19 protein-coding genes are annotated in these 24,050 nt (G+C 63.0%); 5 read left to right on the top strand and 14 right to left on the bottom strand.

Going from position 1 to position 24,050, the window contains the following annotated elements; genetic code table 11:
• The first annotated feature begins 330 nt into the window (after positions 1-330).
• Positions 331-2,208, top strand: a complete 1,878-nt coding sequence (locus tag C0V76_RS13505; RefSeq protein ID WP_216821738.1) for a hypothetical protein — start codon at positions 331-333, stop codon at positions 2,206-2,208.
• A 61-nt stretch (positions 2,209-2,269) separates the two neighbouring features.
• Here the strand turns inward: C0V76_RS13505 and malQ are convergent, their stop codons facing one another.
• From malQ to C0V76_RS13485, 4 genes are all read right to left on the bottom strand, one after another.
• On the bottom strand, positions 2,270-3,766 hold the full coding sequence (malQ, locus tag C0V76_RS13500) for a 4-alpha-glucanotransferase (RefSeq protein WP_101943052.1): 1,497 nt from the start codon (positions 3,764-3,766) through the stop codon (positions 2,270-2,272).
• A gap of 201 nt (positions 3,767-3,967) precedes the next feature.
• Positions 3,968-6,037: a glycogen debranching protein GlgX gene (gene glgX / locus C0V76_RS13495; RefSeq protein WP_101943050.1), complete on the bottom strand. Its 2,070-nt coding sequence runs from the start codon at positions 6,035-6,037 to the stop codon at positions 3,968-3,970.
• 10 nt (positions 6,038-6,047) lie between these two features.
• Positions 6,048-8,219: a 1,4-alpha-glucan branching protein GlgB gene (gene glgB / locus C0V76_RS13490; RefSeq protein WP_101943049.1), complete on the bottom strand. Its 2,172-nt coding sequence runs from the start codon at positions 8,217-8,219 to the stop codon at positions 6,048-6,050.
• 167 nt (positions 8,220-8,386) lie between these two features.
• The gene (locus tag C0V76_RS13485) at positions 8,387-10,816 is read right to left on the bottom strand and encodes a glycogen/starch/alpha-glucan phosphorylase (protein ID WP_254048245.1); all 2,430 of its coding nucleotides are present in this window, start codon (positions 10,814-10,816) and stop codon (positions 8,387-8,389) included.
• A 272-nt stretch (positions 10,817-11,088) separates the two neighbouring features.
• Here C0V76_RS13485 and glgC point away from each other — a divergent pair, with 272 nt between their 5' ends.
• The 3 genes from glgC (at position 11,089) to C0V76_RS20460 (ending at position 14,801) form a co-directional block, all read left to right on the top strand.
• Entirely contained in the window at positions 11,089-12,357 is a 1,269-nt protein-coding gene (gene glgC, locus C0V76_RS13480; protein ID WP_101943047.1) for a glucose-1-phosphate adenylyltransferase, read from the top strand.
• On the top strand, positions 12,354-13,811 hold the full coding sequence (gene glgA, locus C0V76_RS13475) for a glycogen synthase GlgA (RefSeq protein ID WP_101943046.1): 1,458 nt from the start codon (positions 12,354-12,356) through the stop codon (positions 13,809-13,811). Before glgC ends, glgA begins: the two co-directional genes overlap by 4 nt.
• A 312-nt stretch (positions 13,812-14,123) precedes the next feature.
• Entirely contained in the window at positions 14,124-14,801 is a 678-nt protein-coding gene (locus tag C0V76_RS20460; RefSeq protein ID WP_101943044.1) for a DUF1554 domain-containing protein, read from the top strand.
• A gap of 639 nt (positions 14,802-15,440) precedes the next feature.
• Here the strand turns inward: C0V76_RS20460 and nifS are convergent.
• From nifS to nifE, 10 genes are all read right to left on the bottom strand, one after another.
• Positions 15,441-16,646, bottom strand: coding sequence for a cysteine desulfurase NifS (gene nifS / locus C0V76_RS13465; RefSeq protein WP_101943043.1), 1,206 nt, complete (start codon positions 16,644-16,646; stop codon positions 15,441-15,443).
• Between the two features lie 113 nt (positions 16,647-16,759).
• The gene (gene nifU / locus C0V76_RS13460) at positions 16,760-17,653 is read right to left on the bottom strand and encodes a Fe-S cluster assembly protein NifU (protein ID WP_101943042.1); all 894 of its coding nucleotides are present in this window, start codon (positions 17,651-17,653) and stop codon (positions 16,760-16,762) included.
• A 159-nt stretch (positions 17,654-17,812) separates the two neighbouring features.
• Positions 17,813-18,250, bottom strand: coding sequence for a hypothetical protein (locus C0V76_RS13455; RefSeq protein ID WP_101943040.1), 438 nt, complete (start codon positions 18,248-18,250; stop codon positions 17,813-17,815).
• A 97-nt stretch (positions 18,251-18,347) separates the two neighbouring features.
• Positions 18,348-18,647, bottom strand: coding sequence for a ferredoxin III, nif-specific (fdxB, locus tag C0V76_RS13450; RefSeq protein ID WP_101943039.1), 300 nt, complete (start codon positions 18,645-18,647; stop codon positions 18,348-18,350).
• 38 nt (positions 18,648-18,685) lie between these two features.
• Positions 18,686-18,916, bottom strand: coding sequence for a CCE_0567 family metalloprotein (locus C0V76_RS13445; protein WP_101943037.1), 231 nt, complete (start codon positions 18,914-18,916; stop codon positions 18,686-18,688).
• A gap of 10 nt (positions 18,917-18,926) precedes the next feature.
• The gene (locus C0V76_RS13440; protein WP_101943036.1) at positions 18,927-19,379 is read right to left on the bottom strand and encodes a NifX-associated nitrogen fixation protein; all 453 of its coding nucleotides are present in this window, start codon (positions 19,377-19,379) and stop codon (positions 18,927-18,929) included.
• Positions 19,376-19,804, bottom strand: coding sequence for a SoxR reducing system RseC family protein (locus tag C0V76_RS13435; protein WP_158239244.1), 429 nt, complete (start codon positions 19,802-19,804; stop codon positions 19,376-19,378). Before C0V76_RS13435 ends, C0V76_RS13440 begins: the two co-directional genes overlap by 4 nt.
• A complete protein-coding gene (locus C0V76_RS13430; RefSeq protein ID WP_101943032.1) occupies positions 19,801-20,334 on the bottom strand; it encodes a NifB/NifX family molybdenum-iron cluster-binding protein in 534 nt (177 codons plus the stop codon). Before C0V76_RS13430 ends, C0V76_RS13435 begins: the two co-directional genes overlap by 4 nt.
• A complete protein-coding gene (gene nifN, locus C0V76_RS13425) occupies positions 20,231-21,637 on the bottom strand; it encodes a nitrogenase iron-molybdenum cofactor biosynthesis protein NifN (protein WP_101943031.1) in 1,407 nt (468 codons plus the stop codon). Before nifN ends, C0V76_RS13430 begins: the two co-directional genes overlap by 104 nt.
• On the bottom strand, positions 21,634-23,160 hold the full coding sequence (nifE, locus tag C0V76_RS13420) for a nitrogenase iron-molybdenum cofactor biosynthesis protein NifE (RefSeq protein ID WP_101943029.1): 1,527 nt from the start codon (positions 23,158-23,160) through the stop codon (positions 21,634-21,636). The genes nifN and nifE overlap by 4 nt, the downstream gene beginning before the upstream one ends.
• A gap of 353 nt (positions 23,161-23,513) precedes the next feature.
• Between nifE and C0V76_RS13415 the strand changes: the two genes are divergently transcribed.
• On the top strand, positions 23,514-24,047 hold the full coding sequence (locus C0V76_RS13415) for a nitrogen fixation protein NifQ (protein WP_101943205.1): 534 nt from the start codon (positions 23,514-23,516) through the stop codon (positions 24,045-24,047).
• The last annotated feature ends 3 nt before the right edge of the window (positions 24,048-24,050 follow it).

Raw genomic sequence — 24,050 nt, 5'->3', positions numbered from 1 at the left:
CAATGGAAAACGCCGCGCAAAAGCCCTTGCGGGCTGCGCGGCCGGTGTGGCGGGGCAGGTTCTGGTGCGCCGGCCGTGCTAGCTGGCCAAGCGCTGACAGGAGCGGATTATAAGGCGTCCGGGCGCGGCCGATGCTGCGCGGTGATTTTCGGCCTCGTCTGCAGGCATGGGTTTCCGTTCGACGGAGCTATCCGCACTCTGGAGGAAAAGACTTGATTGCAGTATTGAACAATCCTCAAGCTTCGCCTACCGGATCCGATTGACATGCCGCAGAGCAAGGGAGAGCGCCCACAGGGAGCGCAGGGATCCGCAACATTATTGGAGAAATAGATGAAGCTGAACCCTCTGTTTGTCGGGCTGCTCGCGGCATTGCTGGCGAGTGGGGCCCAGGCCGCCAACCGGCCGTCAGGCTATACAACCATCTGCAAGGAAGGGGCTGCCTGTAACGTGGCGAGCTCGACCAAAGTCGCTTTTGGTCGTGCCAATACTTTCTTCTACCGGCAACTTACAGGTGCCTTTACCTGTAGCCAGGCAACCTTCGGTGCGCGAATTCCCGGGGGTGTGAATGAATGTTCGGTGCCGTTGGCAGGATCGAGCAGCAGTTCGTCGGCCGCGTCGTCGAGCGCGCTGAGCAGTTCGAGTGCCGCGAGTTCTTCGGTTGCGAAATCCTCTGTTGCCAGTTCTGTCTCCAGCAGCGTGACTTCCTCGCGGGCCGCATCGTCGGTGGCTGTTTCGAGTGCCGCAGCTTCTTCCGTGGCTTCCTCGGCAGCTTCGTCCAGCAGCAGTTCGGCCGCGCAATGCAGCGCCTATACCTGGCCGAAGTACACGCCCGATCTGAACTACGACATGAAGACCGATAGCACCAATGCCACGGTGAATCCGGCCAACTTCAAACTTTATCTGGGTTGCAACGCCAGCCTCGTAGCTGGCTACAAGACCTCCGGGCGCTTTGCCTTCATCTGGGGCAAGAACCGCAACCCGGCCATTACCGATGCCCACATCGATGCCTTGCTCGCACACATGAACAAGGACGCCGACTACATCCACAACGTGATGGGCTGGCCGGTGGACAAGCTGCAGCAGCAAGGCTACTTCAGCAACATCTATCTCTTTGGCTCGGGTCTGTGCACCGACAGCGCCAGCAATACCGAGAAGGGGGGCTGGCAGAGCGGTATCAATGGCTATCCGATGGTGTTGCTGTCCTACTACCCGGTGGTGACCGCCAGCGAGTACAACGGCGTCACGCATGAATACATTCACGCCATCATGGCCAGCATGGGCAACAAGGCGGCCTGGTTCAACGAAGGCTCCAACACCTGGCTGCAGATGACCATGACGGGCAATCGCACCGGCTCGCGTGGCGTGGGCTTCCTGGATGGCGCACCTTTCCTGGCTCCGCACATGCCGATCGAGAACTACAGCGGCTGGCTGCAGGATGGCACTTTCGGCGGCCCGAACGCTGAAGGCGTGCACATGGAAACTGCGAGCGGACAGCAGATCGGCACCTGGCGGGAATACCTTGGCGGCAACCAGTACAACGCGGCCTTCTCCCACTTCATCGCGCTTTATCTGTCTCAGGGTTCGAACGCCTGGATCTGGAAGAAAGGTACGCAGAACAACATCCTGGCTTCGCTTTCCGAAGGTCTGGGTGATGCGCAGACCCGCCGCCTGATCACTGAATACCGTGCCCGCCAGGCCATGGTCGACTTCGGTGTCTGGACGGATGGTTTCAAGGTGCCCATCAATGACAACTGGGCCCGCACCATCGTCTCGGAGGGGTCGGCTGGAGGCTACTTCAAGCAGACCAGCCACAAGCTGAGTTTCTACGCGGCCACCACTCAGAGCAGCACGACCCTGATCCCGGCGACCGATACCTTGCCGGGCTGGAGTGGTGCCAACCAGATCCCGTTGAAGGTCAGTGGTAACAAGGTGCGGGTCAACTTCCAGCCGCTGGGCAACAACATGCGCTTCCAGCTGGCCTACCGTGCAGCCGATGGCACGGCGGTCTATAGCCAGCCGGTGGAAAGCGGTGAGTCGTGTCTGGATCTGAGCAAGGCGCCGAAGAACGGCGTCGTGGTCGGCATCGCCACCAGCACCGATTATCTCTACAGCGGCGAGGCTACGCGCAAGGCCAAGTATGACTACCGCGTCCACCTGCTTGAAGGGGTGAGCGGTACGGCTCCGCTCTACGACAAGTATTACCAGTAATTCAAGTTCTTGAGTCCTGGCCGTTCTCCCGCTTTGGCGGGGAACGGCCTTTTTTTCGGATTCAGCGCCGGTAAAGCCGGCACAGGCTGGCGAGCAGTTCGCCATGGCGCGGCTGCAACTGCGCCCATTCGAAGCGCCACTGCCAGTAGCCCTCAGCCTTGCCGGGGAAGTTCATGCGCGCTTCCGAACCTAGCCCGAGCACATCCTGCAGCGGGTGAATGGTGGTGTCGGCCACGCTTGCGCAGGCCGCTCGGATCAGGCTCCAGTGGATTTCGTCGCCGCTGCAGGCGAGGTAGTCGCGCACATGCTGGCGTTCGGCCTCGCTGATTTCGGCCCACCAGCCGCGCGTGGTGTCGTTGTCGTGGGTGCCGGTGTAGACCACGGTGTCCGGGCTGTAGTTGTGCGGCAGGTAGGCGTTTGCGCTGCGTTCCTCCCCCTGACTGCCAAATGCGAAATGCAGGATGCGCATGCCGGGCAGGCCTAGTTGCTGGCGCAGCGCGTCGACCGCCGGAGTCAGGATGCCCAGATCCTCGGCGATGATCGGGAGCGGGCCCAGCGCTGCGCTGATGGCCTCGAACAGCGCAGCGCCCGGGCCGGGCAGCCAGCGTCCCTTGATCGCATTGGGCTCGCTGGCCGGAATCTCCCAGTAGTCGACGAAACCACGAAAGTGATCGATGCGCACGATGTCGACCAGCTCGAAAGTGCGACGGATGCGGGTGATCCACCAGGCGTAGTGCTCGGCTGCGTGGGCGCTCCAGCGATACAGCGGATTGCCCCAGCGCTGGCCCTCTGCGGTGAAAGCATCCGGCGGCACGCCGGCCACTACCTGCGGCTTGCCATCCGTATCAAGCTCGAACAGATCGGGCCGAGCCCACACTTCGGCGCTCTGATAGGCGATGAAGATCGGTGCGTCGCCAATGATCTGGATGCCTTTTGAATGAGCATAGGTTTTGAGTGCATGCCACTGGCGGAAGAAGGCGCACTGACAGAATTTCCAGAAATTGATGCGCTCGGCATGCTGCTGGCGTGCTTCATTCAGCGCGGCGGGCTCTCGCCGGGCCAGCGGCGCAGGCCAGTCGCACCAGTCCTGCCAGCCATAGTGGTCGGCGAGCGCCATGAACAGTGCGTAGTCGTCCAGCCATCCGGCCTGCGCGGCACAGAAATTGGCGTAGTTCTGGCGGGCCTGACTGCTGGCGGAGAGGAAGAAACAACTGGCGGCTTCCTGCAGGCGGGCCATGCGCCAGGGGACGACAGCGGAGAAGTGGATGGCCGTGCCGCTGAACGCCGGATCGGGCGTGAGCGTGGCGGGCAACCAGCCTTGCGCCTGCAACTCGGCCAGATCGATCAGCAGCACATTGCCGGCAAAGGCCGAGCTGCTCATATAGGGCGAGTTGCCGGGGCCAATGCCGCCGAGTGGCAGGATCTGCCACAGCGACTGGCCGCTGGCGGCGAGCCAATCGATGAAGTGGCGCGCTTCGATGCCCAGATCGCCAGAACCATGCGGGCCGGGGAGCGAGGTGGGGTGGAGGAGGATGCCGCTGGCTCGGGGGAAGCGCATGGGGTGAGTCCTTTTTGCTGCAGATACAGAAGATATTTGTAGCCCGGATGGAGGCTGAAGGCCCAAATCCGGGGGCTGCTTCCCGGATTCCGCTGCGCTGCATCCGGGCTACGGGTGTTGCAAGCTGCGGTCTCTGGTCGCGTTTTGTTGTAGGTGCGGCTTCAGCCGCACGCCAAGCGTGAACGCCGACTGAAGTCGGCCCTACAGATTCAGTTTCGCTGCTCCCGCCGCGAGCAGCACCATGCTGTGCGCGCCGAGGGTGAAGGGCGTGGTGCTGGAGCCGTGCCAGTCGCGTTCGCCGGTGCTGGCCGTGGTGTCGAACCAGCAGCGCCATTCACCGGCAGGCAGCGTGAAGTGGCAGTCGGTGGGTTCGGCATTCACGAGCAGCAGCAGGGGTACGCTGGCGCGGCCAGGGTGATTGATCAGGCAGCCCAGCGTGCGGGCGCCAGTATCGCGCCATTCGTGGCTGTGCAGAGCTTCACCATCCTTGCGTAGCCACACCAGGTCGCTTGGCCCGCGCCGGTACCAGTGCGTGGCGAAAAGCATGGCCTGGCGGCGCAGTGACAGCAGCCTGGCAGTGAAGGCAATCAGATCCTGATCCGCTTCGGCCCAGGCAATCCAGGTGCCCGGATTGTCCTGACAATAGGGGTTGTTGTTGCCGCCCTGCGAATGCCCCAGCTCATCACCGGCCGCCAGCATCGGCGTGCCTTGTGAGAACAGGGCACTGGCCAGCAGTACGCGCTGCATGCGGCCGCGCAAGGCGAGCACGGCCGGGTCGGTGCTGGGGCCTTCCTCGCCGCAGTTGTTGCTGAGGTTGTGATTGTGACCGTCGCGATTGTCTTCACCGTTGGCCTGGTTGCGGCGGGCGACATAGCTCACCAGATCACGCAAGGTGTAGCCATCGTGCGAGACGATGTAATTGACCGAGGCCAGTGGTTCGCGCCGGTTGGCCTGGAACAGATCGGATGAGCCACACAGGCGCATCGCGAAATCGCCGCGCGTGCAGGGGTGACCCAGCCAGAAGGCACGCAGGGTATCGCGGAAGCGATCATTCCATTCGTGCCATCCGCGCGGGAAGCCGCCCAGCTGGTAGCCGCCAGGGCCGATATCCCAGGGCTCGGCGATCATCGTTACGTGCGAGAGCACCGGATCTTGCGCTACGGCTGCGAAGAAGGCCGCACGCGGGTTGAAGCCGCTGTCGTCCCGTCCGAGGATGGGCGCCAGGTCGAAGCGGAAACCATCGACATGCATTTCGCTGACCCAGTAGCGCAGGCTGTCCAGCACCAGTCGCAAGACATTGGGCTGACGGATATCCAGCGTGTTGCCGCAGCCGGTGTCGTTGATGAAGGTGCGCTTGTTGTTGGCGTCCAGGCGGTAATAGCTGGCGTTGTCCAGCCCGCGGAAGCTGATGGAGGGGCCGGTGGCGTCGCCTTCTGCGGTGTGGTTGTAGACCACGTCGAGCAATACCTTGATGCCTGCCGCATGTAGCGCACGGACCATCGTGCGGAACTCGTCGCCTACCGAAAGGCCATCCGCGCCGCTGGCGTAGCGTGGGTCCGGCGTGAAGAAATTGATGCTGTTGTAGCCCCAGTAATTGACGAGGCCCATCTGCGTGAGGCGCAACTCGTCAAGGTGGTAATGCACCGGCAGGATGCTCAGGGCGGTGACGCCCAGTCGTTTCAGATGAGCGAGGGAGGCTGGGTGGGCGAGGCCGGCGTAGGTGCCACGCAAGGCCTCCGGAATGGCCGGATTTGATTTCGAGAAGCCCTTCACGTGCAGTTCGTAGATCACCGTGTCGGCAGGGCTGATCTCGGGCGGGGCGTCGTCGCCCCAGTCAAAGTCATCCGGGGCGGGCACGCGTGCCTTGAGGGCGTGGCGGCCGTTGTCTTCGGGGCAGGGCTGTTCGTGACTCTCAGGAATCGCGCAGAAGTGGGCGTCGTTCCAGTTGAACTGGCCGACAATCTCGCGCGCGTAGGGATCCAGCAGGAGCTTTTCCGGGTTGAAGTAATGCCCTTCCTGCGGGGCCCAAGGGCCTTCGCAGCGCAGGCCATAGATCAGGCCTGGCACCGCTTCGGGCAGATAGCCATGCCACACGTCCAGGGTGTGGCCGCGTAGCGGCAGGCGCGCTAGCTCGGTCTGGCCGTCGAGGTCGAACAGGCACAGGAAGACGGCCGTGGCGTTGGCTGAGAAGATCGCGAAATTCACGCCCCCTGCGTCAGCATGGGCGCCGAGCGGCCAGGGCTTGCCGGGGAGCAGGGTGTGCAGTTCCATCAGGTCTCTCTCAGGTTTGCCACTCGAAAATCACGGTCGCCAGTGGCGGCAGGTCGATCTGGATCGAGTCCGGTTTGTCTTGCCAGGCGAGGCCCTGGCTGCGCGCTGAAGGCGTGCCGACATTGCTGCCGCCGTAGAACTCGGAATCCGTATTGATGCGCTCGACGTAGTTGCCTTCACGCGGCACGCCCAGGCGCCAGGCGTGATGCACGGTGGGCGTGAAGTTGCAGACCACCACCACCGGCGGTGTATCGCCGTGGCCGTAGCGGACGAAGCTGTAGATTGAATGCTCGGCATCGCTGTGGGCGATCCATTCGAAGCCTCCGCCTTCCACATCGCGCTGGTGCAGGGCCGGGCAATCGCGATAGACGTGGTTCAGATCCCGCACCAGATGCTGAACACCGGCGTGCAGGGCGTCATCGGTGAGGTGCCAGTCCAGACTCTGGTCGTGATTCCATTCGCGCTCCTGGGCGAACTCGCCGCCCATGAAGAGCAGTTTCTTGCCGGGATGGCCCCACATGAAGCCGTAGTAGGCGCGCAGATTGGCGAATTTCTGCCAGCGGTCGCCCGGCATCTTGCCGAGCAGCGAGCCCTTGCCATGCACCACTTCGTCGTGCGAGAGCGGCAGCACAAAGTTTTCGCTGAAGGCATACACCAGCCCGAAGCTCATCTCGTTGTGATGATGCTTGCGGTGGATCGGGTCGCGCGCCATGTACTGCAGGGTGTCGTGCATCCAGCCCATGTTCCACTTGTAGTGAAAGCCCAGCCCACCTGCGAAGGTGGGGCGCGAAACGGCCGGGTAGGAGGTGGATTCCTCGGCCAGCGTGATGGCCTGTGGACGCTCTGCGCCGACGATCTCGTTCATGCGCTTGAGGAAATCAATGGCTTCGAGGTTTTCGCGCCCGCCCTGCGCATTCGGAATCCACTCGCCTTCCTTGCGCGAGTAGTCGCGATAGAGCATGGAGGCCACGGCGTCCACGCGCAGGCCGTCGACGTTGTAGCGCTCCAGCCAGTACAAGGCATTGGCGATCAGGAAGTTGCGCACCTCGGTGCGGCCGAAGTTGTAGATCAGGGTGTTCCAGTCCTGATGGAAGCCTTCGCGCGGATCAGCGTACTCATACAGGTGTGTGCCGTCGAAGTTCGCCAGCCCGTGCGCATCGGTCGGGAAATGTGCCGGCACCCAGTCGAGCAGCACGCCGATGCCTGCGGCATGAGCGCGTTCGACAAAACGGGTGAAGCCGACGGTATCCCCAAAGCGCGCAGTGGGCGAATACAGGCCGATGCTCTGATAGCCCCAGGAGCCATCGAAGGGGTGCTCGCTGATCGGCATCAGCTCCAGATGAGTGAAGCCCATCCATTGGGCGTAGGGCAGCAGTTGCTCGGCGAGTTCATCCCAGTTGAGCCAGTCCTGTCCGTCGTTTTTCTTCCGCCATGAAGCCAGATGGACTTCGTAGATGCTCACTGGCTGATCCAGCGCGTTGGCACGCTGGCGCTCAGGGGAGGGGGCAACAGCTGGCGGCAGATGGCTGACCACGCTGGCGGTGGAGGGGCGCAGCTCACATTGCAGCGCGTAGGGGTCGGCCTTCAGCGGCAGGGTGTGGCCGTTGCTGGCGCGCACTTCGTACTTGTAGCAGGCGCCTTCCGGCACCGCCGGCAGGAAGATTTCCCACACGCCGCATTCGCGGCGCAGGCGCATTGGATGGCGGCGGTTGTCCCAGCCGTTGAAGTCGCCCAGCACGGCGACGCGCGAAGCGTTCGGTGCCCACACCGCGAAGCTCGTGCCGGCCACGCCATCTATCTCGCGATGGCGTGCACCGAGGATTTCATAGGGGCGCAGATGGGTGCCTTCGCCGAGCCACCACACATCCTGCTCGCCGAGCACCGGCGGAAAGCGATAGGGGTCTTCGAGGGTAAGGACGCTGCCATCCTGCCAAGTGACGCGCAGGCGGTAATGAAAACCCCTTTTTGTGTCGATCAGGCCTTCGAAGAACCCGGCCGGGTGGCGCTGGCTGAGCGTGCCGCGGCGTTTGCGTGCCCGGTCCACTACGTCGACGCTGGCGGCGCCGGGCACAAAGCAGCGCAGCCAGAAGCCACCGTCCGCAGTGGCATGCAGGCCCATGATGGAAAACGGATCGCCGTGGCGAGCCTCGCAGAAAGCCTGGATGTCGGATTCGTTCAGCATACGGCCAGAGTAATCCAATTCCTGTTGCAGGGTGGGGGCAGCTCGGCAGGTGCGACCTGTATGTTGCAAGCCATGCAGGTGTAGGGCCGGCTTCAGCCGGCTTGCCAGATGTAGTGTGTGACTGAAGTCGCACCTACGGGCGCACCTGCAGGGCTCGTTCTTGCAGCTCAGGGCGCTACCGGGATATTCCAGATCTCCTTCGCGTACTGGGCGATGGTGCGGTCCGACGAGAATGTGCCCATGTTGGCCATGTTGATGATGGCCTTGCTGGCCCACTCGTCCGGCTTCGCGTAGAGCGCGTCCACTCTGGCCTGGGTGTCGATGTAGGACTGATAGTCTGCCAGCAGCATGTAGTGATCGCCTCCCCACAGCAGCGCATCGACCAGCCCGCGATAGCGGCCCGGTTCGTTGGGCGAGAACTGGCCACCGGCAATTGCATCGAGCACCGCCTTGAGGCCCGGGCTGCTCTCGTAGATGCGCATCGGCTGATAGCCGCCTTGCTTCATGGCCAGCACCTCGGGGGTGCGCAGGCCGAAGATGAAGATGTTGTCGTCGCCCACGTTTTCGCGGATTTCGATGTTGGCGCCATCATCCGTGCCGATGGTCAGCGCGCCATTCAGAGCGAGCTTCATGTTGCCGGTGCCCGAGGCTTCGGTGCCGGCGGTGGAGATCTGCTCGGAGAGATCGGCGCCGGGCATGATCACCTCGGCAACCGATACGCCGTAGTTGGGGATGAAGACGAGTTTTAACTTGTCGCCGATGCGCGGGTCGTTGTTGATGACGTTGCCCACATCGTGGATCAGATGAATGATCGATTTGGCGGCGGTGTAGCTGGAGGCGGCCTTGCCGGCGAAGATCGTGACGCGCGGTGTCCAGTCTGCCGCCGGGTTGGCGAGGATGGCCTGGTAGCGCCAGATTACGTGCAGTACGTTGAGCAACTGGCGCTTGTACTCGTGGATACGCTTGATCTGCACATCGAAGAGGCTGTCCGGATTGACCTTGATGCCGGTGCTGCGGGCGATCAGGGCGGCGAGGCGGGCCTTGTTCTGGCGCTTGACGGCCATGAAATCGGCACGGAACGCGGCATCGTCCTTGAGGGCTTCAAGCTGTTTGAGCTGATCCAGATGGTTGCGCCAGTCGGGCCCGATGTTCTTGTCAATCAGGGCGGCGAGCCCTGGATTGGCCTGCGAAAGCCAGCGCCGGGGCGTGATGCCGTTGGTCATGTTGGTGAAGCGCTCCGGCCACAGGCTGGCGAAGTCTGCGAACAGGGTTTTGACCAGCAGATCCGAGTGCAGGGCCGACACGCCATTGATCATGTGGCTGCCCACCACCGACAGGTTGGCCATGCGCACGCGGCGCTCGCCGGTTTCGTCGATCAGGGACAGGCGGGCGAGGAAACCGTTGTCTCCCGGCCGATGCTTGGCGGCTTCAGCGAGGAATTCGGCATTGATGCGGAAGATGATTTCCAGATGGCGTGGCAGTACATGCTGCATCAGGGCCACCGGCCAGGTTTCCAGTGCTTCCGGCATCAAGGTGTGGTTGGTGTAGGAGAAGGTCTTCTGGCAGATGCTCCAGGCCTTGGCCCAGGGCATGCTGTGCTCGTCACAGAGCACATGCATCAGCTCGGCGACCGCGATGGCCGGGTGGGTGTCATTCAGATGCATGGCAACCTGCTCATGCAGGTTATCGAGCGTGCCATGTTCCATCATGTGGCGCAGCAGGATGTCGCGTACCGAAGCGGCAACGAAGAAGTACTCCTGGCGCAGGCGCAGTTCGCGGCCAGCCGGCGTGCTGTCGTTCGGATACAGCACCCAGGAAATGTTCTCGTACTCGTTCTTCACCTGGGCGGCGCGCCCATAGTCGCCGGTGTTGAAGGCCTGAAGATCGAGGTCGGCCGGGGCAACGGCTTTCCACAATCGGAGGGTGCTGACTTTGCGGGTGCCGTAACCGGGAATCACCATGTCATAAGCCTTCGCCACCACCTCGCCGGCGTGGCGCCATACCGCGCGATCACCGATGTGCTCGACCCAGCCACCGAAGCGCACCGGGAAGCTGATGTCGGCACGCGGAAATTCCCAGGGCGTGCCATCGGCCAGCCAGGGATCGGGCAACTCGGTTTGCGCACCGCCGACGATCTTCTGCTTGAACATGCCGTATTCGTAACGGATGCCATAGCCGAAGGACGGTAGGCCCAGGTTGGCCATCGAGTCGAGAAAACAGGCGGCGAGACGCCCCAGGCCGCCATTGCCCAGCGCTGCATCCGGCTCCTGATCGGCGATTTCTTCAAGGGTATGGGCGTGGTCCAGCATGCCCTGGGCGCCGGCATTGCTCAGGCGCAGCGCGCCGAGCGCGTTGGAGAGCGTACGACCGATCAGAAACTCCATCGACAGGTAGTACACGCGGCGCGCCTTGCCGCCGCGGTCCGCTGCCTGGGTTTCAACCCAGCGCTGCGAGAGCTCTTCGCGAGCCACTTGCGACAGGGCCTTCATCAGATCGGTGCTGGTGGCGTCCTGGCGGGCTACGCCCACGGTGCGCAGAAGCTGTTCATCGATGGCCGCGTTCAGGGCCGGAATGGAGTCTGGGGTCGGTGAATTCACGGCATCTCCTTGTATCGATCTGGCTGGGGTCGGGTTTATTGTCTTGCGCGGCAGACAGGCTGGAATGATTCGTGCCACGTCCTCGTATGTCTGCCTTGTTTCGGTGCATCGAGCGCAATAGACTCATCACCACGCAAGTAGCGGGCCTTGTTGCATTGCGTAGCGCTCGTAGCGCTTCCGTCAGTGGCATTTATAGCGCGGTTTGGGTGTAGGTATTGCAAGTGGTGGTGGTTTCAGCCTGTTTTTCCGAATAACTGGATGAGGATGAATACATGGTCTCCCCCGATCTGGCGCAGAGCCTGGATCTGCCGAAACGTACCGTAGCACTGGTTCTTGCGGGTGGGCGCGGCAGTCGCCTGAAGAACCTGACTGACCGCCGCGCCAAGCCTGCGGTGTATTTCGGTGGCAAATTTCGCATCGTGGATTTCGCGCTCTCCAACTGCCTCAATTCCGGTATCCGCCGTATCGGCGTGATCACCCAGTACAAGTCCCACAGCCTCTTGCGCCACCTGCAGCGGGGCTGGGCTTTTCTCAAGCCGGAGATGAACGAGTTCATTGATCTCCTGCCGGCTCAGCAGCGCACTGAAGATGAGCGCTGGTATCAGGGTACGGCCGACGCGGTGTACCAGAACCAGGACATCATTGCGGCTTACCGCGCCGACTACATCCTGGTGCTCGCGGGTGACCATATCTACAAGCAGAACTATGCGCTGATGATCGCCGATCACGTAGCGAAAGGCCGCGAATGCACGGTGGGCTGCATCGCTGTGCCGCGCAAGGAAGCCTGTGATTTCGGTGTGATGGCGGTCGATGAAAGCGACAACATCATCGAGTTCGTCGAGAAACCGGCCGATCCGCCGGCGATGCCGGGCAACCCGGAGATGTCGCTGGCCAGCATGGGCATCTATGTGTTCAACGCGCGCTATCTCTACAAGGAGTTGGAGCGCGATCTGGCCGATCCCACCTCCAGCCATGATTTCGGCAAGGACATCATCCCGCGTGCAGTGCGCAATGCCCAGGCTGCGGCTCATCCGTTTGCACTCAGTTGTGTGCGCAACCGCTCCGGCGAGGCACCATATTGGCGCGACGTGGGCACCATTGATGCGTATTGGGATGCCAACATCGACCTCACCGCCACCGAGCCTCAACTGAATCTGTACGACACCCGCTGGCCGATCTGGAGCTATCAGGCCCAGCTGCCGCCGGCCAAGTTCGTGCATAACGAGCCGGGTCGGCGCGGCGCGGCCATCGAGTCGGTCGTGTCCGGCGGTTGCATCATTTCCGGCGAAGTCGTGCGCACCATGCTCTTCAACAATGTGCGGGTGCACTCGCATGCCCATGTGCGCTGGTCGGTATTGCTGCCCGGAGTACAGGTCGGGCGCCATGTGCGCCTGAACAAAACCGTGGTGGACCGCGACTGCGTGATTCCTGATGGCATGGTGATTGGCGAGGATCCTGAGCTGGATGCCAAACGCTTCTATCGCACCGAAGGTGGGGTGACCCTGGTGACGCGCGACATGCTGGCGGCCTTGCAGTCATGAGGGTGCTGCATGTCGCTGCTGAAATCTTCCCGCTGGTGAAAACCGGCGGGCTCGCCGATGTGCTCGGCGCCTTGCCCCAGGCCCTGATTGGCCAGGGCGCGGATGTACGCCTGCTGCTGCCGGGCCTGCCGCAGATCATCGATGCCGTGCTGGCCCCCGAAACAGTGTGCGAGATCGGCCCGGTGTTCGGCGCAGCGCGGGTGCGCCTCATCAAGGGCCAGATGCCCTTCAGCCACGTGCCGGCGTATGTGGTGGATGCGCCGTATTTCTATCGCCGCGATGGTGGGCCTTATCAGAATAGTGCCGGCCTTGAATGGCCGGACAATCTTCAGCGCTTCGCTTTGCTGGGCTGGGTGGCGGCGCAACTGGCGGCCGGCGAGCTGGATGCAGACTGGCTGCCGGATGTGGTGCATGCGCATGACTGGCATGCCGCGATGGCCTGTGCCTACATCGTGCAGCATCTGCCGACCCAGGCCGCAACCGTATTCACCGTGCACAACCTGGCTTACCAGGGCCTGTTTTCGCTGGCGGATTTTCATCTGCTGGGCCTGCCCAGCCGTTTCGCCGTGCCCAGTGCGCTGGAGTATCACGGCCAGCTCTCCTTCATGAAGTCCGGCCTCAAGTTCGCCGATGCCGTCACCACGGTGAGTGGCAACTATGCCCGTGAGATCGCCACACCGGAGTTCGGCTGCGGTCTCGAAGGCGTGATCCAGAGCCGAGCCGGCAACGTCTTCGGGGTGCTCAACGGAGTCGACTACGCGGTCTGGAACCCGGAGAAGGATGCCGGCATCGTGGCGCCTTACAGTGCCGGGCAGCTCGCGGGCAAAGCGTTGTGCAAAGCCGGCCTGCAAGCAGAAATGGGCCTGGCGGCGGCGCCGGGCGCGCCGCTCTTCGGTGTGGTGAGCCGCCTCACCGCGCAGAAGGGGCTAGACCTGGTGCTGGCCGTGTTGCCAGGCCTGCTCGCAGCGGGGGCGCAACTGGTGGTGCAGGGCAGTGGCGACCGGGCGCTGGAAGCCGCCTTCCTGGAGGCCGCCCGCAGCCATCCGCAGCAGGTAGCCGTGCGCACGGTGTATGACGAAGCCTTGGCGCACCGCGTGATCAGTGGTGCCGACAGCCTCTTCATGCCCTCGCGCTTCGAGCCCTGTGGCCTGACCCAGCTGTATGCCTTGCGCTATGGCTGCCTGCCGCTGGTGCACCATGTGGGAGGGCTGGCCGACACCGTTGTGGATGCCAGCGAGCGTGCGCTCAAGGCAGATCAGGCCACCGGCTTCAGCTTCGACGAGGCCAGCCCGCACGGCCTCGGGCTGGCCATGCAGCGCGCCCTTGATCTCTACCACCAGCCAGCGCAGTGGCAGCAAGTGATGCAGTGCGCGATGCGCCAGGAATTTTCCTGGGATGTGGCGGCGCGCAGCTATCTGGAGCTTTATCGCCGGCTGGTTGCGGCGGCAGCTTGAGTGCGTGGGGCGGCTGCAATAAGCGAAGGGCATTGCACCGAATGCTTACGGAAGACATACTTCCGCGCCGGTAATCGTGCCAAGAATCGGTGCAATGCGCTGACGCTTATTGCACCCTGCGTGCTGCCGGCCAGGGGCGGGTATTTACGGCAAGTGCCGAAAGTGGTCATGTGTAGTGATGCGTAGGGTGGGCACAGAGTGCCCACGCAGCATACGATCAGATGCCATCGACAAAGGTGTGGGCTTGCCGAGCCCACTCTACCTGGCTAACTGCGGCTATTCAAAACCATACCAACAGTTAGATTCTTCGTTATGCAATACACGACTGTATTTCTCACACTTATTGTTTCAGTCCTCTTGACCGGTTGCGGAGGCGGAGGCGGAGGCGGAGGCGGAGGCGGCGGCGGAGGCGGCGGCGGAGGTGAAGCTACCCGCACCGTATCTTCTGGCCCAAAAATTTTCGTTACGAAAGAGGCTCATAGTGGCGACTTCGCCAACGACCAGACGTTGCCAGGTAGTACGGCGATACAAAAGGCAGATGCGTTCTGTAATTTATCTGCGTCAAAGCCCAGCAACCACATCTACAAAGCACTGCTTGTCGACGGAGTCAACCGTGATGCGGTTGGACCGATTGATTGGGTACTGCGACCAAACACTTCGTACTATCAAGCGTATGACGATGTCTTGATTGATGTAACGACGGCCAGTGCCAACTTTGCTTCTTCTTTCAGGAACATGCCGAATCCAGTTCAGTGCGTAGGTTGCTCGTCAAACGGTCTTTGGGGGTGGACGTGGACAGGGATTGGCAACGGAGGAACGTTCGCGGTGTCGGAAGCCAATTGCTCAAGGTGGGGACAAACAGGCTCCATCGTCGGAAAATTAGCGACATTCGGATCGTCGTCTAACAACGGCGTCTTCGCTTTCACTTCTGGCGGCAGCACTGCTGATTGCGTGTCGATACAAGCCGCTCTTTACTGCGTCCAGCAATAAGCCCACCGCGACGAGTGACACCGCCCCCCTCCATCGGGAGTGGCCATTCGGCACGTCGGGCGCGGACTCTCATGTCAAACGTCGAACGTCTGTTTTCCGAGAAGATGGCGGTCGCCGCGTAAGGCGGAGTTGGCACTCCGCCTTACCCACAGCCAAGTAGGGCGCGCATCTCGCACGCTGACCCTTTCGTGGCAATGGATCGACGCTTGAAACGGTGCGCAATGCGCACCGTACAAATTCTGCAAGTACGAAACGAAAAGCCCCGCCGACAATCGCCAGCGGGGCTTTTGCTTGTTGCTGCCTTACGCGTAAGCCGGCGCGAAAGCCTGGTCGGCCGGACAGTTCTTGACCGGATTCCAGCAAGTAGCCCGGATGAAGGCTACGCCGGAATCCGGGGCTTTTCCTCGCCGCTCTCCCGGATTCCGCTTTGCTGCATCCGGGCTACAGTGTGCGCAATGCCCATCGGTTATGGTCGCCTACTGACGCAAGCCAAGTAGGGTGCGCATCGCGCACGCGGGCCCTTTCTTGGCAATGGATTGACGCTTGAAACGGTGCGCATTGCGCACCCTACAAATCCCGCAGTCACGAAACGAAAAGCCCCGCCGACAATCGCCAGCGGGGCTTTTGCTTGTTGCTGCCTTACGCGTAAGCCGGCGCGAAAGCCTGGTCGGCCGGACAGTTCTTGACCGGATTCCAGTAGGGCGAAATCTGGCGCAGCTGGGCGATGATCGGTGGCACTGCGGCGATCACGCGCTCGACTTCTTCCAGCGTGTTGTAGCGTGAGAGCGAGAAGCGGATCGTGCCGTGGGCGGCCGTGTAGGGAATGCCCATGGCGCGCATCACATGCGAAGGCTCCAGCGAGCCCGAGGTGCAGGCCGAGCCGGAAGACGCGGCAATGCCCAGCTTGTTCAACAGCAGCAGGATGGCTTCGCCTTCCACGTACTCGAAGGCGATGCTGCTGGTGTTGGGCAGGCGGCAGGAAAGATCGCCGGTGGGGAAGGCATTCGGTATCTGGGCGAGGATGCCGCGCTCAAGCTTGTCGCGCAGGTAGCGCACATCGCTGTTCTCGGTGTCGATGTGTTGAAGGGCGAGTTCGGCGGCCTTGCCGAAGCCGATGATGGCTGGCGCATTCTCGGTGCCGGGGCGGCGGCCGCGCTCTTGCTGGCCGCCGCGCATCAGCGGGCGGTAGCGTGTGCCACGGCGCAGGTAGAGCACGCCGATGCCCTTGGGCGCATGCAGCTTGTGGCCCGAAACGGATAGCATGTCGATCTTCGTGCGTTTCAGATCAATCGGGATCTTGCCGACGGCCTGCACCGCATCGGTATGAAACTGCACCCCCATGGCATGTGCGTATTCGGCCATTTCCTCGACCGGGAAAATGGTGCCCGATTCGTTGTTGGCCCACATGGCGGAAACAATGGCGACGCGATCCGAGAGCAGGGCCTTGTACTCGTCCATGTCGATGCGGCCGCGCTTGTCGACGCGCAGCTTGTGCACCACGTAGCCATCCTTTTCGAGCTGCTCACACAACGTCAGGATGGCGTGGTGTTCGACCACCGTGGTGATGATCTGGTTACGCTCGGGCTGGGCTTTCAGTGCGGAGAGGATGGCGGTGTTGTCAGACTCGGTGCCGCCGGCAGTGAAGATGATCTCGCTGTCATGCTCGGCGCCCAGCAGCTGCTGGATCTGGCTGCGGGCGGCCTTGATCGCGAGGCCGACTTGATTGCCGAAGCTGTGAATCGAGGAGGCATTGCCGAACTGCTCGGTGAAGAAGGGCAGCATGGCTTCCACCACGGCGGGATCGCAGGCGGTGGTGGCGTTGTTGTCGAAATAGATCGGTTTCATGATTGGATCCTCTCTGGAGGTGCAGGGCGGGGCGGCGACGCGCGCATCTTAGGGCTGACTTCAGTCGGCCTTTTGACCGTTGTCGTGCGACTGAAGTCGCACCTACATTCAGATCAGCGGGCCATTTCGAGTTGCGAGGCAGGCAGGAGGCGCACGTATTCGCCCAGTTCTTCAAACAGCTTCTGCTGGATCGAACCAAGCGTGGCGGCTTCCAGTGCGCAGCCCATGCAGGCGCCCTTGAGATTGACGTAGATGTTCTTGCCGACGATGTCGACGATCTCGATATCGCCGTGGTCGCGCTGCAGCATCGGGCGCACGGATTCGATGATTTCTTCGATCTTGCGCATGCGCTGGATGTTGGTGAGCTTGGGCTTCTCGCCCGCGGCGAGCGGCGCCACGGCTTCTTCAGCGGGCTTGCTGATGGCGGGGGCTTCACACTGGCTGGCCAGGATCTTTTCCAGTACGCCTTCGATCTTCTCGTGACAGGAGGCGCAGGCACCCCCGGCCTTGGTGTAGTGGGTGACCTGCTCAAGCGTGGTGAGCTTGTTTTCGCGCACCACGGATTCAATGAGGGCGGAATCGATGGCGTAGCACTTGCAGATCAGCTCGCCTTCCTCGTGATCATCAACCCATTCTTCACCGCGATAGTTGGCAATCGCGGCTTGCAGTGCTTCGCGGCCCATTACCGAGCAGTGCATTTTCTCGGGCGGCAGGCCGTCGAGAAAATCGGCGATGTTCTGGTTGCTGACCTTGAGCGCCTCATCCAGCGTCATGCCCTTGATGATTTCGGTCAGCGCCGAGCTGGAGGCAATTGCGGAGCCGCAGCCGAAGGTCTGGAAGCTGGCGTCGAGGATGATTTCGGTTTCCGGCTCCACCTTGAGCATCAGGCGCAGGGCGTCGCCGCACTGGATCGAACCAACATCACCGCTGGCGTTCGCGCCTTCGAGCGGGCCGGCGTTGCGCGGGTTGAAGAAGTGTTCTTTGACTTTCTCGGTGTAATCCCACATGACTTGATCTCCGTTGGTCGTGCGATTGAGGCATGCCTATGCTTTTGCAACACCCGTGCCATGCGGGTTTCGGGGTGTTTTGAGGTGGTTTTTGTCGGCTTTGGCTGTCGGGTTTGCAACAGCCGGAAGTGCCGAACCTGGCGTGGCTATGCGATCTGGCTAGCCGAGGATGTGGGTATAGGCCCGTCGCAGCAGTTCGCGTTCCAGTGCGGGGCGCCTGCGCGCTTCGAGCAGGCTGATGAAACGGGCGTGTAGGGTTTCTGCCAGAGCAAAAGGTGGATCAATGCTGGTGAAACGTGCCAGCAGCACCGGATATGCACTGCCCTCGTGCAGCACTTCTTCAAGGAAGTCGTGATCGGCCTCGATGGCGTCGTGCGGCAGCTCCAGACGTCGGCAGGCCTCGGCACTCCAGGCGGCCGGCATCGGGCGCACTGTGTGGGGCGTGTGAGCGTTGTCACGTAGGGTCAGCGGGTGAGGCAGAGGGCCGAAGGCGAGAACGCCCTCCGCCAGGCACAGGAAGCGCAGGCGGGCGCTGGTGGCCTGGGCGTGGTACAGGATCAGGAAGGGCGCCGGGCTGGCATCGCTGAGGGGGGGCATGATCAGGCGTAGCCCGGATGAGGACTGCAGGTGGGGATCCGGGAGTGCGGCACTCCCCGGATTCCGCTGCGCTGCATCCGGGCTACGGTGCTCACGCTCAGGCGGCCAGGGGCATCGGCGTGTTGGTGAAGCAGGCTTTCGGACACACGCGCGAGCAGGCGCCGCAGCCGGTGCAGTCATCCGGATTGGCCAGCGACATGATTGAGGAGATGCTTTCGCTATCGTCTTCGTCGTCCTCAGAGATGTCGTCCTCGCTGCGGTCGATCAATTCGAGCACGTCGCGGGTGCACACCTTGTAGCAGCGGCCGCAGCCGATGCAGGTCTTGGCGTTCAGCGCAGTGGCGAACTCGGGGGTCCAGGGCTTGCCGCCGCGGGTGATACCGGTGATGGGGTCCATGGTGAAACTCCTAGGCTGGTGGTATGAAAATGGCTGATTCAGGGTGTCTCGGTTGGTCGTGCGTCCTGTTGGGCCGCAAGCAGACGCGCGTTGGCGTCTGCCCAGGCCTGGCAGGCTTCGTAGGTGCTGTTTGAGATGCCGGGAATCTCGGCATAGGCGGCGGGCAGGCGATCTTCGACCAGATCGTGGAGCTGACCGGCCCATTCGGAAGCGATGCGCTTGAGGCGGCGCACTTCCTTGTCCAGTTCGCGCAGCGCGGTGTCGTCCATGACCGGCTCCTCAGAATCCGGCGACTTCGGGGAAGCGGCCGGCCAGTTCGAGGGCCACGGAGAGCTGCTTGTCTGCCTCGGTCTTCATCTTCGAGAAGCTCTCGAAGCCGAAGCGGTGGGCGTCGCGCAGGGCGCGGTCCAGCACCAGCAGCTTGCCCACCGTGATGATCACGCGGCCGAAACCTTCGTGCGACAGGTGCACCAGCGGCACGGCCATCTGCCCGCATTCCTTTTCGATCAGTACCGCAATCGCGTTGTAGAAGGCGCGGACGCGGGAGAGCGTGACCGGATCCGGATCGCCCAGGATGGGAATCGCGCTGCGGGCTTCCTTGCTCAGCACAAAGGGAGCGAGAAGTTGTTCGACACTCTTGCCGTCATGCACGCCATAGCTATCGAGCGCGCGGACCTGGCGCAGCATTTCGCGCATGAAGTCGGTTTCAAAGATGGGGTCGGTGGTGCTCATGAAGTGCTCCCGGTGGGGGTCTGGAAACAGGGTTGGATGCAGGGTTGCATCTGATCGTCGGCGTAGCGCCGGGCGAGCTGGCGGGCGATCAGCAGGCCGCCGGCGAGGCCCCCGAGCGCGGCGAGAATGGCGGCCAGATCGCTGCCGAACAGGGCTTGGCCAAGCATTGCGCCGAGCAGCAGGGCGAGCGCCGGCATCAGCCAGGCAAGCAGGGCGGCGAGCGTCAGCGTGCGGCTTTCGATGCCAAGCAGAATTTCGTCGCCAGCAGAGAATCCGGCCTGCACAGGCAGTTGCAGGCTGTGTTCTGGATTCTCTCCATGGCAGGCCTTTTTGCTGCCACAGCTGCCACAGGCAGAGGCCGGGTCAAACGCCACCTGCATATGATCAGCATGGATCGCGATGACGCGGGCGGGGCGCTGAATCATTCCTGCCATCCTTCCTCGGCCATGCGCTCGAAGCGGCTGGCGTCGCCATCCTGCCGCAAGGCCTTGGCAATCCAGGGCACACCGCCATCACGGATGGCTTCCGAGAGCGCCAGCAGCAGGCCATCGATGGGCGCGGCTTCGTCGAGCTTCATCGGCTGGATGCCGGCGGCGAGCAACTGGCGCACCGCCGAGCCACCCACGGCGAGGCAGTACATGGCGGCGCAGCCGGAGAGCGCGTCGATCTTCTCGGCCAGCTTGTTTTCGTTGCCATCCATGGCTTCGGCCGCGAACTCCATGACGCCCGCCAGCCGGGCACGCTCGGCATCGACCGTGTAGAGGACGAAGCCCTCGGCAGCACCGAAGTGCTGGTCGACATGCAGGCGATCGCGGCTCGCGAACGCGATGCGCAGCGTGCCCGGCTCGGGGTCAGTGGCGGACCAGGCCAGGGTGAGCTTGCGAAGCGGGGAGGGAGACTTCGCGCTCGCGGGGTCCGCCAGACCAGAACACGGAGCGATAGGCGGGAGTGTCATGGTGGTGCTCCAGGACGAGATTGGCGATATCGAAGAGGGCCTGACGCGTGGCGCGGTAGCCCACCCAGGGGCGGGCGAATTCGCCCAGCCGGTCATACACGGGAAAGCCGGCACGCAGCAGTGGCAGGGCGAGGCGCTGGGCGCTCTGTACCGCGTGCGCACTGCCGATCACGAGCTGGGCGTGATGGGCGCGCGCTTCGCGTTCCAGATCCTGCAGGTCGCCCAGATGGACTTGGGCTAGTGGCAGACGCTTGAGGATCTCGGCATTCACCGGGCATACGGCCGCGACGACTTCGGCGCCCGCGCCGGCCAGCAAGGCGTGCAGGCCAGCGAGCAGATCCGGCTCGGCGGCCACGGCGACCCGCAGAAAGCCCGTCATGAAGTGGGAGTCGACCATCGCATCCTGCAGTTGCGCGCGTTGGCGCTCGAAACGCGGCGGCACTGCCTGGCCTGAGAGTTCGGCAAGGGCTTCGGTGAACAGATCGCAACTATCCAGCCCCATCAGATGATCGAAACGATAGTCCGGCACGCCGCTGCGGCTGCGCAGGAGGTCGGCGGCCTTGCTCAGGGAACTGCCGATGACCAGGGTAGCGATGGATTCGCCCATGCTGGCGATCTCGTCGCGCGGCGTGCCGCCCAGCGTTAATGGCGTGGTCTCGGCTTCGATCAGGTGGCCGTCGAGCGAGTCGCCCAGATCCGGCAGGATCACCGCGCGCAGGCCGAAGGCCTCGATCCAGTCGCGGATCACTTCGATGTCGCCCGGCGTGAGGGCGGCGCCGGCCAGCACATTCACCTGGCGCCGGCGCCGCCCGACACTGCTCGAGACCGGAACCAGTGCGTCGATGATGGCCTCCACGGCCTGTGCGAAACCGCTCTCCAGGCTGCCGGCATAGTCCGGGGTATTCACTGGCACGATGGCGATGTGCTCGAACTGCGAATATTGCTGGCGGAACTGGCGCAGCAGACGCTGCACATCGCTGCCCTGGGTCTCCGCAAGCCCTGTTGTCGGCAGGCCAATGACATCCGGGTTGCTCTTCTCGCACAGGGTGCGCAGACCTTCGATCACGTTTTCATCGGAGTTCATCACCGTGGCGATGTGATCCATGGCGGTGGTCTGCAGCGGGATCGGCTCGCGGAAGTGGCGCACGAAGAACACTTTGCCGAAGGCGGTGCAGCCCTGCGAGCCGTGCATCATCGGGATCGCCCGGCGCAGGCCCAGGAAAGCCAGCGAGGCGCCCAGCGTGGAGCTGGCCTTGAGCGGATTGACCGACAGCGGCTTGCTGCGTTTGATGATTTCGCTCATGGTGCGACCTCAAGTGAATCTTGCTCGTGTAGCCCGGATGAAGGCCGCAGGCCGGAATCCGGGGGCTCGGGCGTGAGCGGTGTTCCCGGACTCCACTGCGCTGCATCCGGGCTACGCAGCCCCAGAGGCGTGCCGGCTGCCTTGCTCCTGGCCCACGGCGCGGGCTTGCGCACGGCAGCCCACACCGGGCTTTCGATGGTCAGCGCGAGCTGTTTCGCCAGCTCCAGCATGCCGCGATAGCCGGCGTAGCCGAATTCGCGCTCCTGATTGATGTCGAGGAAGGGGATGCGGGCCTTCAGCGCGGTGTAGAGGTTGCGGCCACCGGCGATCAGGATGTCGGCGCGCAAATCCTTGTAGGCATTCAGCAAGGCCTTCGGGCTGCCTTCGTCGATCATCACCGCGTCTTCGCCCATCAAGTCCTTGATGCGGGCCTTGTCTTCCTCGGTGGATTTCTTGGTGCCGCTGGCGACTACTGTCATGCCCAGGTCCTGCAGCGCCGAGACGATAGACCAGGACTTCACGCCGCCGGTGTAGAGCAGTACGCGCTTGCCCGCAAGGCGCTCACGCCAGGGCTGGAGGGCCGCGTTGATCCAGGCTTCCTCGCGCTCGATCAGCGCTTCGGTGCGGGCCGTGAGATCCGCATCGCGCAGCAGGCGGGCGAATTCGCGCAGGGCTTGAGAGGTGTCGGCTACGCCGTAGAAGCTGCCCTCGAAGAAGGGCACCTGCCAGCGCTCCTGCAGCTTGCGCGCCACGTTCAGCAAGGCCTTGGCACACACCACCATGCTGGCTTCGGCCCGGTGCAGGGTCTGCACTTCGTGGTAGCGCGCATCGCCCGAGAGCGTGCCGAGGATGCGCAGACCCAGTTCGTCGAAGAGCGGGGCCACGTTCCAGAATTCGCCGGCGATGTTGTATTCGCCGATCAGGCTCACGTCATGGATTTTTACATCGGGCATGCCTGGCACGTAGGGTGCGGGCTCCGGCTCGCGGGTGCCGATTACATGCTTGAGCATGGTTTCACCGGCGATGCGGTTGCCGAGGTTCTTGCTGCCATAGAAACCGGCCGAATCCACCGGTACTACCGGCACACCCCAGCGCGTTTCAGCAGCTTTGCAGACGGCGGCCACGTCATCGCCGATCACGGCGGTCACGCAGGTGGTGTAGACGAAAACGGCGGCCGGCGCATATTCGTCGATGGCCTGCTTGATGGCGTGGAACAGGCGCTTCTCGCCGCGGCCCATGATCACGTCCTGCTCGGTCAGATCGGTGGTCATGCCGATGCTGTACAGGGTCGGGCCGGAAGAGCGGGTGCCGCGGTTGTCCCAGGAGTTGCCGGAGCAACCGATCGGGCCGTGCACGATGTGGGCCACATCGGCAATCGGCAGTAGCGCGATCTGTGCCCCGTCGAACACGCAGCCACCTGCTGTGGCGCCCGGCTTGGGACGCGCACAGCCGGCCTTTTCCTCCGCCTTGTTGTGGGCGCAGGCCGGTTCGTCTTTCAGCGCAGCAATGTCGGAGGCTTTCATGGCGGCAGTCCGGTGATGAGGGATGCAACTCGCGCCGCAGCGCTGCAAACTCCCCTCTCCCGCCCCGAGGAGAAGAGGCGGGGGAGAGGGCCGAACGAGGATGGGCCACGACCGGCGGGCTTAGCTTCGCAAAGCTTGTGCCTGGCTGGAAGGCCTTGATTTGGCTGGGTTTGTGGGCTGTGGCTGGCTGTGGTGAAGCTTACAAAATGTAGGGATTGGTACCGGGGAGGCGGGGGCGGAGCACCGAACTCATGCGCTCGCGCAGTCGCTGGAGGCCTGTCGCCTCTTCCGGCGCCCTGCCTTGTAGGATGGCTGGCGCAATCCTTGCTGCATGTCTTGCGGAGGACATCGCCATGAACGCTGTTGCTACAGATCTGATCCGCCTGATCGACCAGAGCCCCTCGCTCGAAGTGCTGGTACTGCGCTGCGTGCTGGCTGAATCGCAGCGCGCAGGTGAGCGCCCGCTGATCCGCGGCATCGGTCCGGCTTCCTTCGCCGTGCTGCGCGAGACCTGTCTGCCCGGCGTCGAGCTGGATAATGCAGATCAGCCGGCCGCGCGCTTTGATGAGTTCGAAGAGCTGTTCGAGCTGTTGCTGGACTACGCTGCGCCACTGGACCCGATGAGCATCTGGCTGGCCGCCGCGATTGCCACGGCCGCCCAGCGTGACAATCACCTGTGGCAGGACATGGGCCTGCCTTCTCGGCGTGAGCTCAACGCCCTCCTGCGCCAGCGCTTCCCCTCGCTGGCAGCGCTCAATGTGGGCGATATGAAGTGGAAGAAATTCTTCTATCGCCAACTGTGCGAGCGTGCCGGCGTGCCGATCTGCAAGTCGCCCAGTTGCGGGGTCTGCGTGGATCATCCCGTCTGCTTCGGCCCGGAGGTCTGAGCG

The sequence above is a fragment of the Uliginosibacterium sp. TH139 genome, from assembly GCF_002855595.1.
In the GTDB taxonomy this organism is placed as follows: domain Bacteria; phylum Pseudomonadota; class Gammaproteobacteria; order Burkholderiales; family Rhodocyclaceae; genus Uliginosibacterium; species Uliginosibacterium aquaticum.
The sequence above is the reverse complement of the archived record's forward strand: the minus strand, read 5'-3'. Positions and strand labels throughout refer to the sequence as shown.

Excerpts from the sequence above, each read along its gene's own strand:
- C0V76_RS13430 (WP_101943032.1), bottom strand. The coding sequence starts at position 20,334 with ATGACACTCCCGCCTATCGCTCCGTGTTCTGGTCTGGCGGACCCCGCG.
- glgB (WP_101943049.1), bottom strand. The coding sequence starts at position 8,219 with ATGCTGAACGAATCCGACATCCAGGCTTTCTGCGAGGCTCGCCACGGC.
- C0V76_RS13445 (WP_101943037.1), bottom strand. The coding sequence starts at position 18,916 with ATGGACGACACCGCGCTGCGCGAACTGGACAAGGAAGTGCGCCGCCTC.
- malQ (WP_101943052.1), bottom strand. The coding sequence starts at position 3,766 with ATGCGCTTCCCCCGAGCCAGCGGCATCCTCCTCCACCCCACCTCGCTC.
- glgX (WP_101943050.1), bottom strand. The coding sequence starts at position 6,037 with ATGGAACTGCACACCCTGCTCCCCGGCAAGCCCTGGCCGCTCGGCGCC.
- fdxB (WP_101943039.1), bottom strand. The coding sequence starts at position 18,647 with ATGGACCCCATCACCGGTATCACCCGCGGCGGCAAGCCCTGGACCCCC.
- nifS (WP_101943043.1), bottom strand. The coding sequence starts at position 16,646 with ATGAAACCGATCTATTTCGACAACAACGCCACCACCGCCTGCGATCCC.
- C0V76_RS13415 (WP_101943205.1), top strand. The coding sequence starts at position 23,514 with ATGAACGCTGTTGCTACAGATCTGATCCGCCTGATCGACCAGAGCCCC.
- nifU (WP_101943042.1), bottom strand. The coding sequence starts at position 17,653 with ATGTGGGATTACACCGAGAAAGTCAAAGAACACTTCTTCAACCCGCGC.
- glgC (WP_101943047.1), top strand. The coding sequence starts at position 11,089 with ATGGTCTCCCCCGATCTGGCGCAGAGCCTGGATCTGCCGAAACGTACC.
- C0V76_RS13505 (WP_216821738.1), top strand. The coding sequence starts at position 331 with ATGAAGCTGAACCCTCTGTTTGTCGGGCTGCTCGCGGCATTGCTGGCG.
- C0V76_RS13440 (WP_101943036.1), bottom strand. The coding sequence starts at position 19,379 with ATGAGCACCACCGACCCCATCTTTGAAACCGACTTCATGCGCGAAATG.
- nifE (WP_101943029.1), bottom strand. The coding sequence starts at position 23,160 with ATGAAAGCCTCCGACATTGCTGCGCTGAAAGACGAACCGGCCTGCGCC.
- glgA (WP_101943046.1), top strand. The coding sequence starts at position 12,354 with ATGAGGGTGCTGCATGTCGCTGCTGAAATCTTCCCGCTGGTGAAAACC.
- C0V76_RS20460 (WP_101943044.1), top strand. The coding sequence starts at position 14,124 with ATGCAATACACGACTGTATTTCTCACACTTATTGTTTCAGTCCTCTTG.
- C0V76_RS13435 (WP_158239244.1), bottom strand. The coding sequence starts at position 19,804 with ATGATTCAGCGCCCCGCCCGCGTCATCGCGATCCATGCTGATCATATG.
- nifN (WP_101943031.1), bottom strand. The coding sequence starts at position 21,637 with ATGAGCGAAATCATCAAACGCAGCAAGCCGCTGTCGGTCAATCCGCTC.
- C0V76_RS13455 (WP_101943040.1), bottom strand. The coding sequence starts at position 18,250 with ATGCCCCCCCTCAGCGATGCCAGCCCGGCGCCCTTCCTGATCCTGTAC.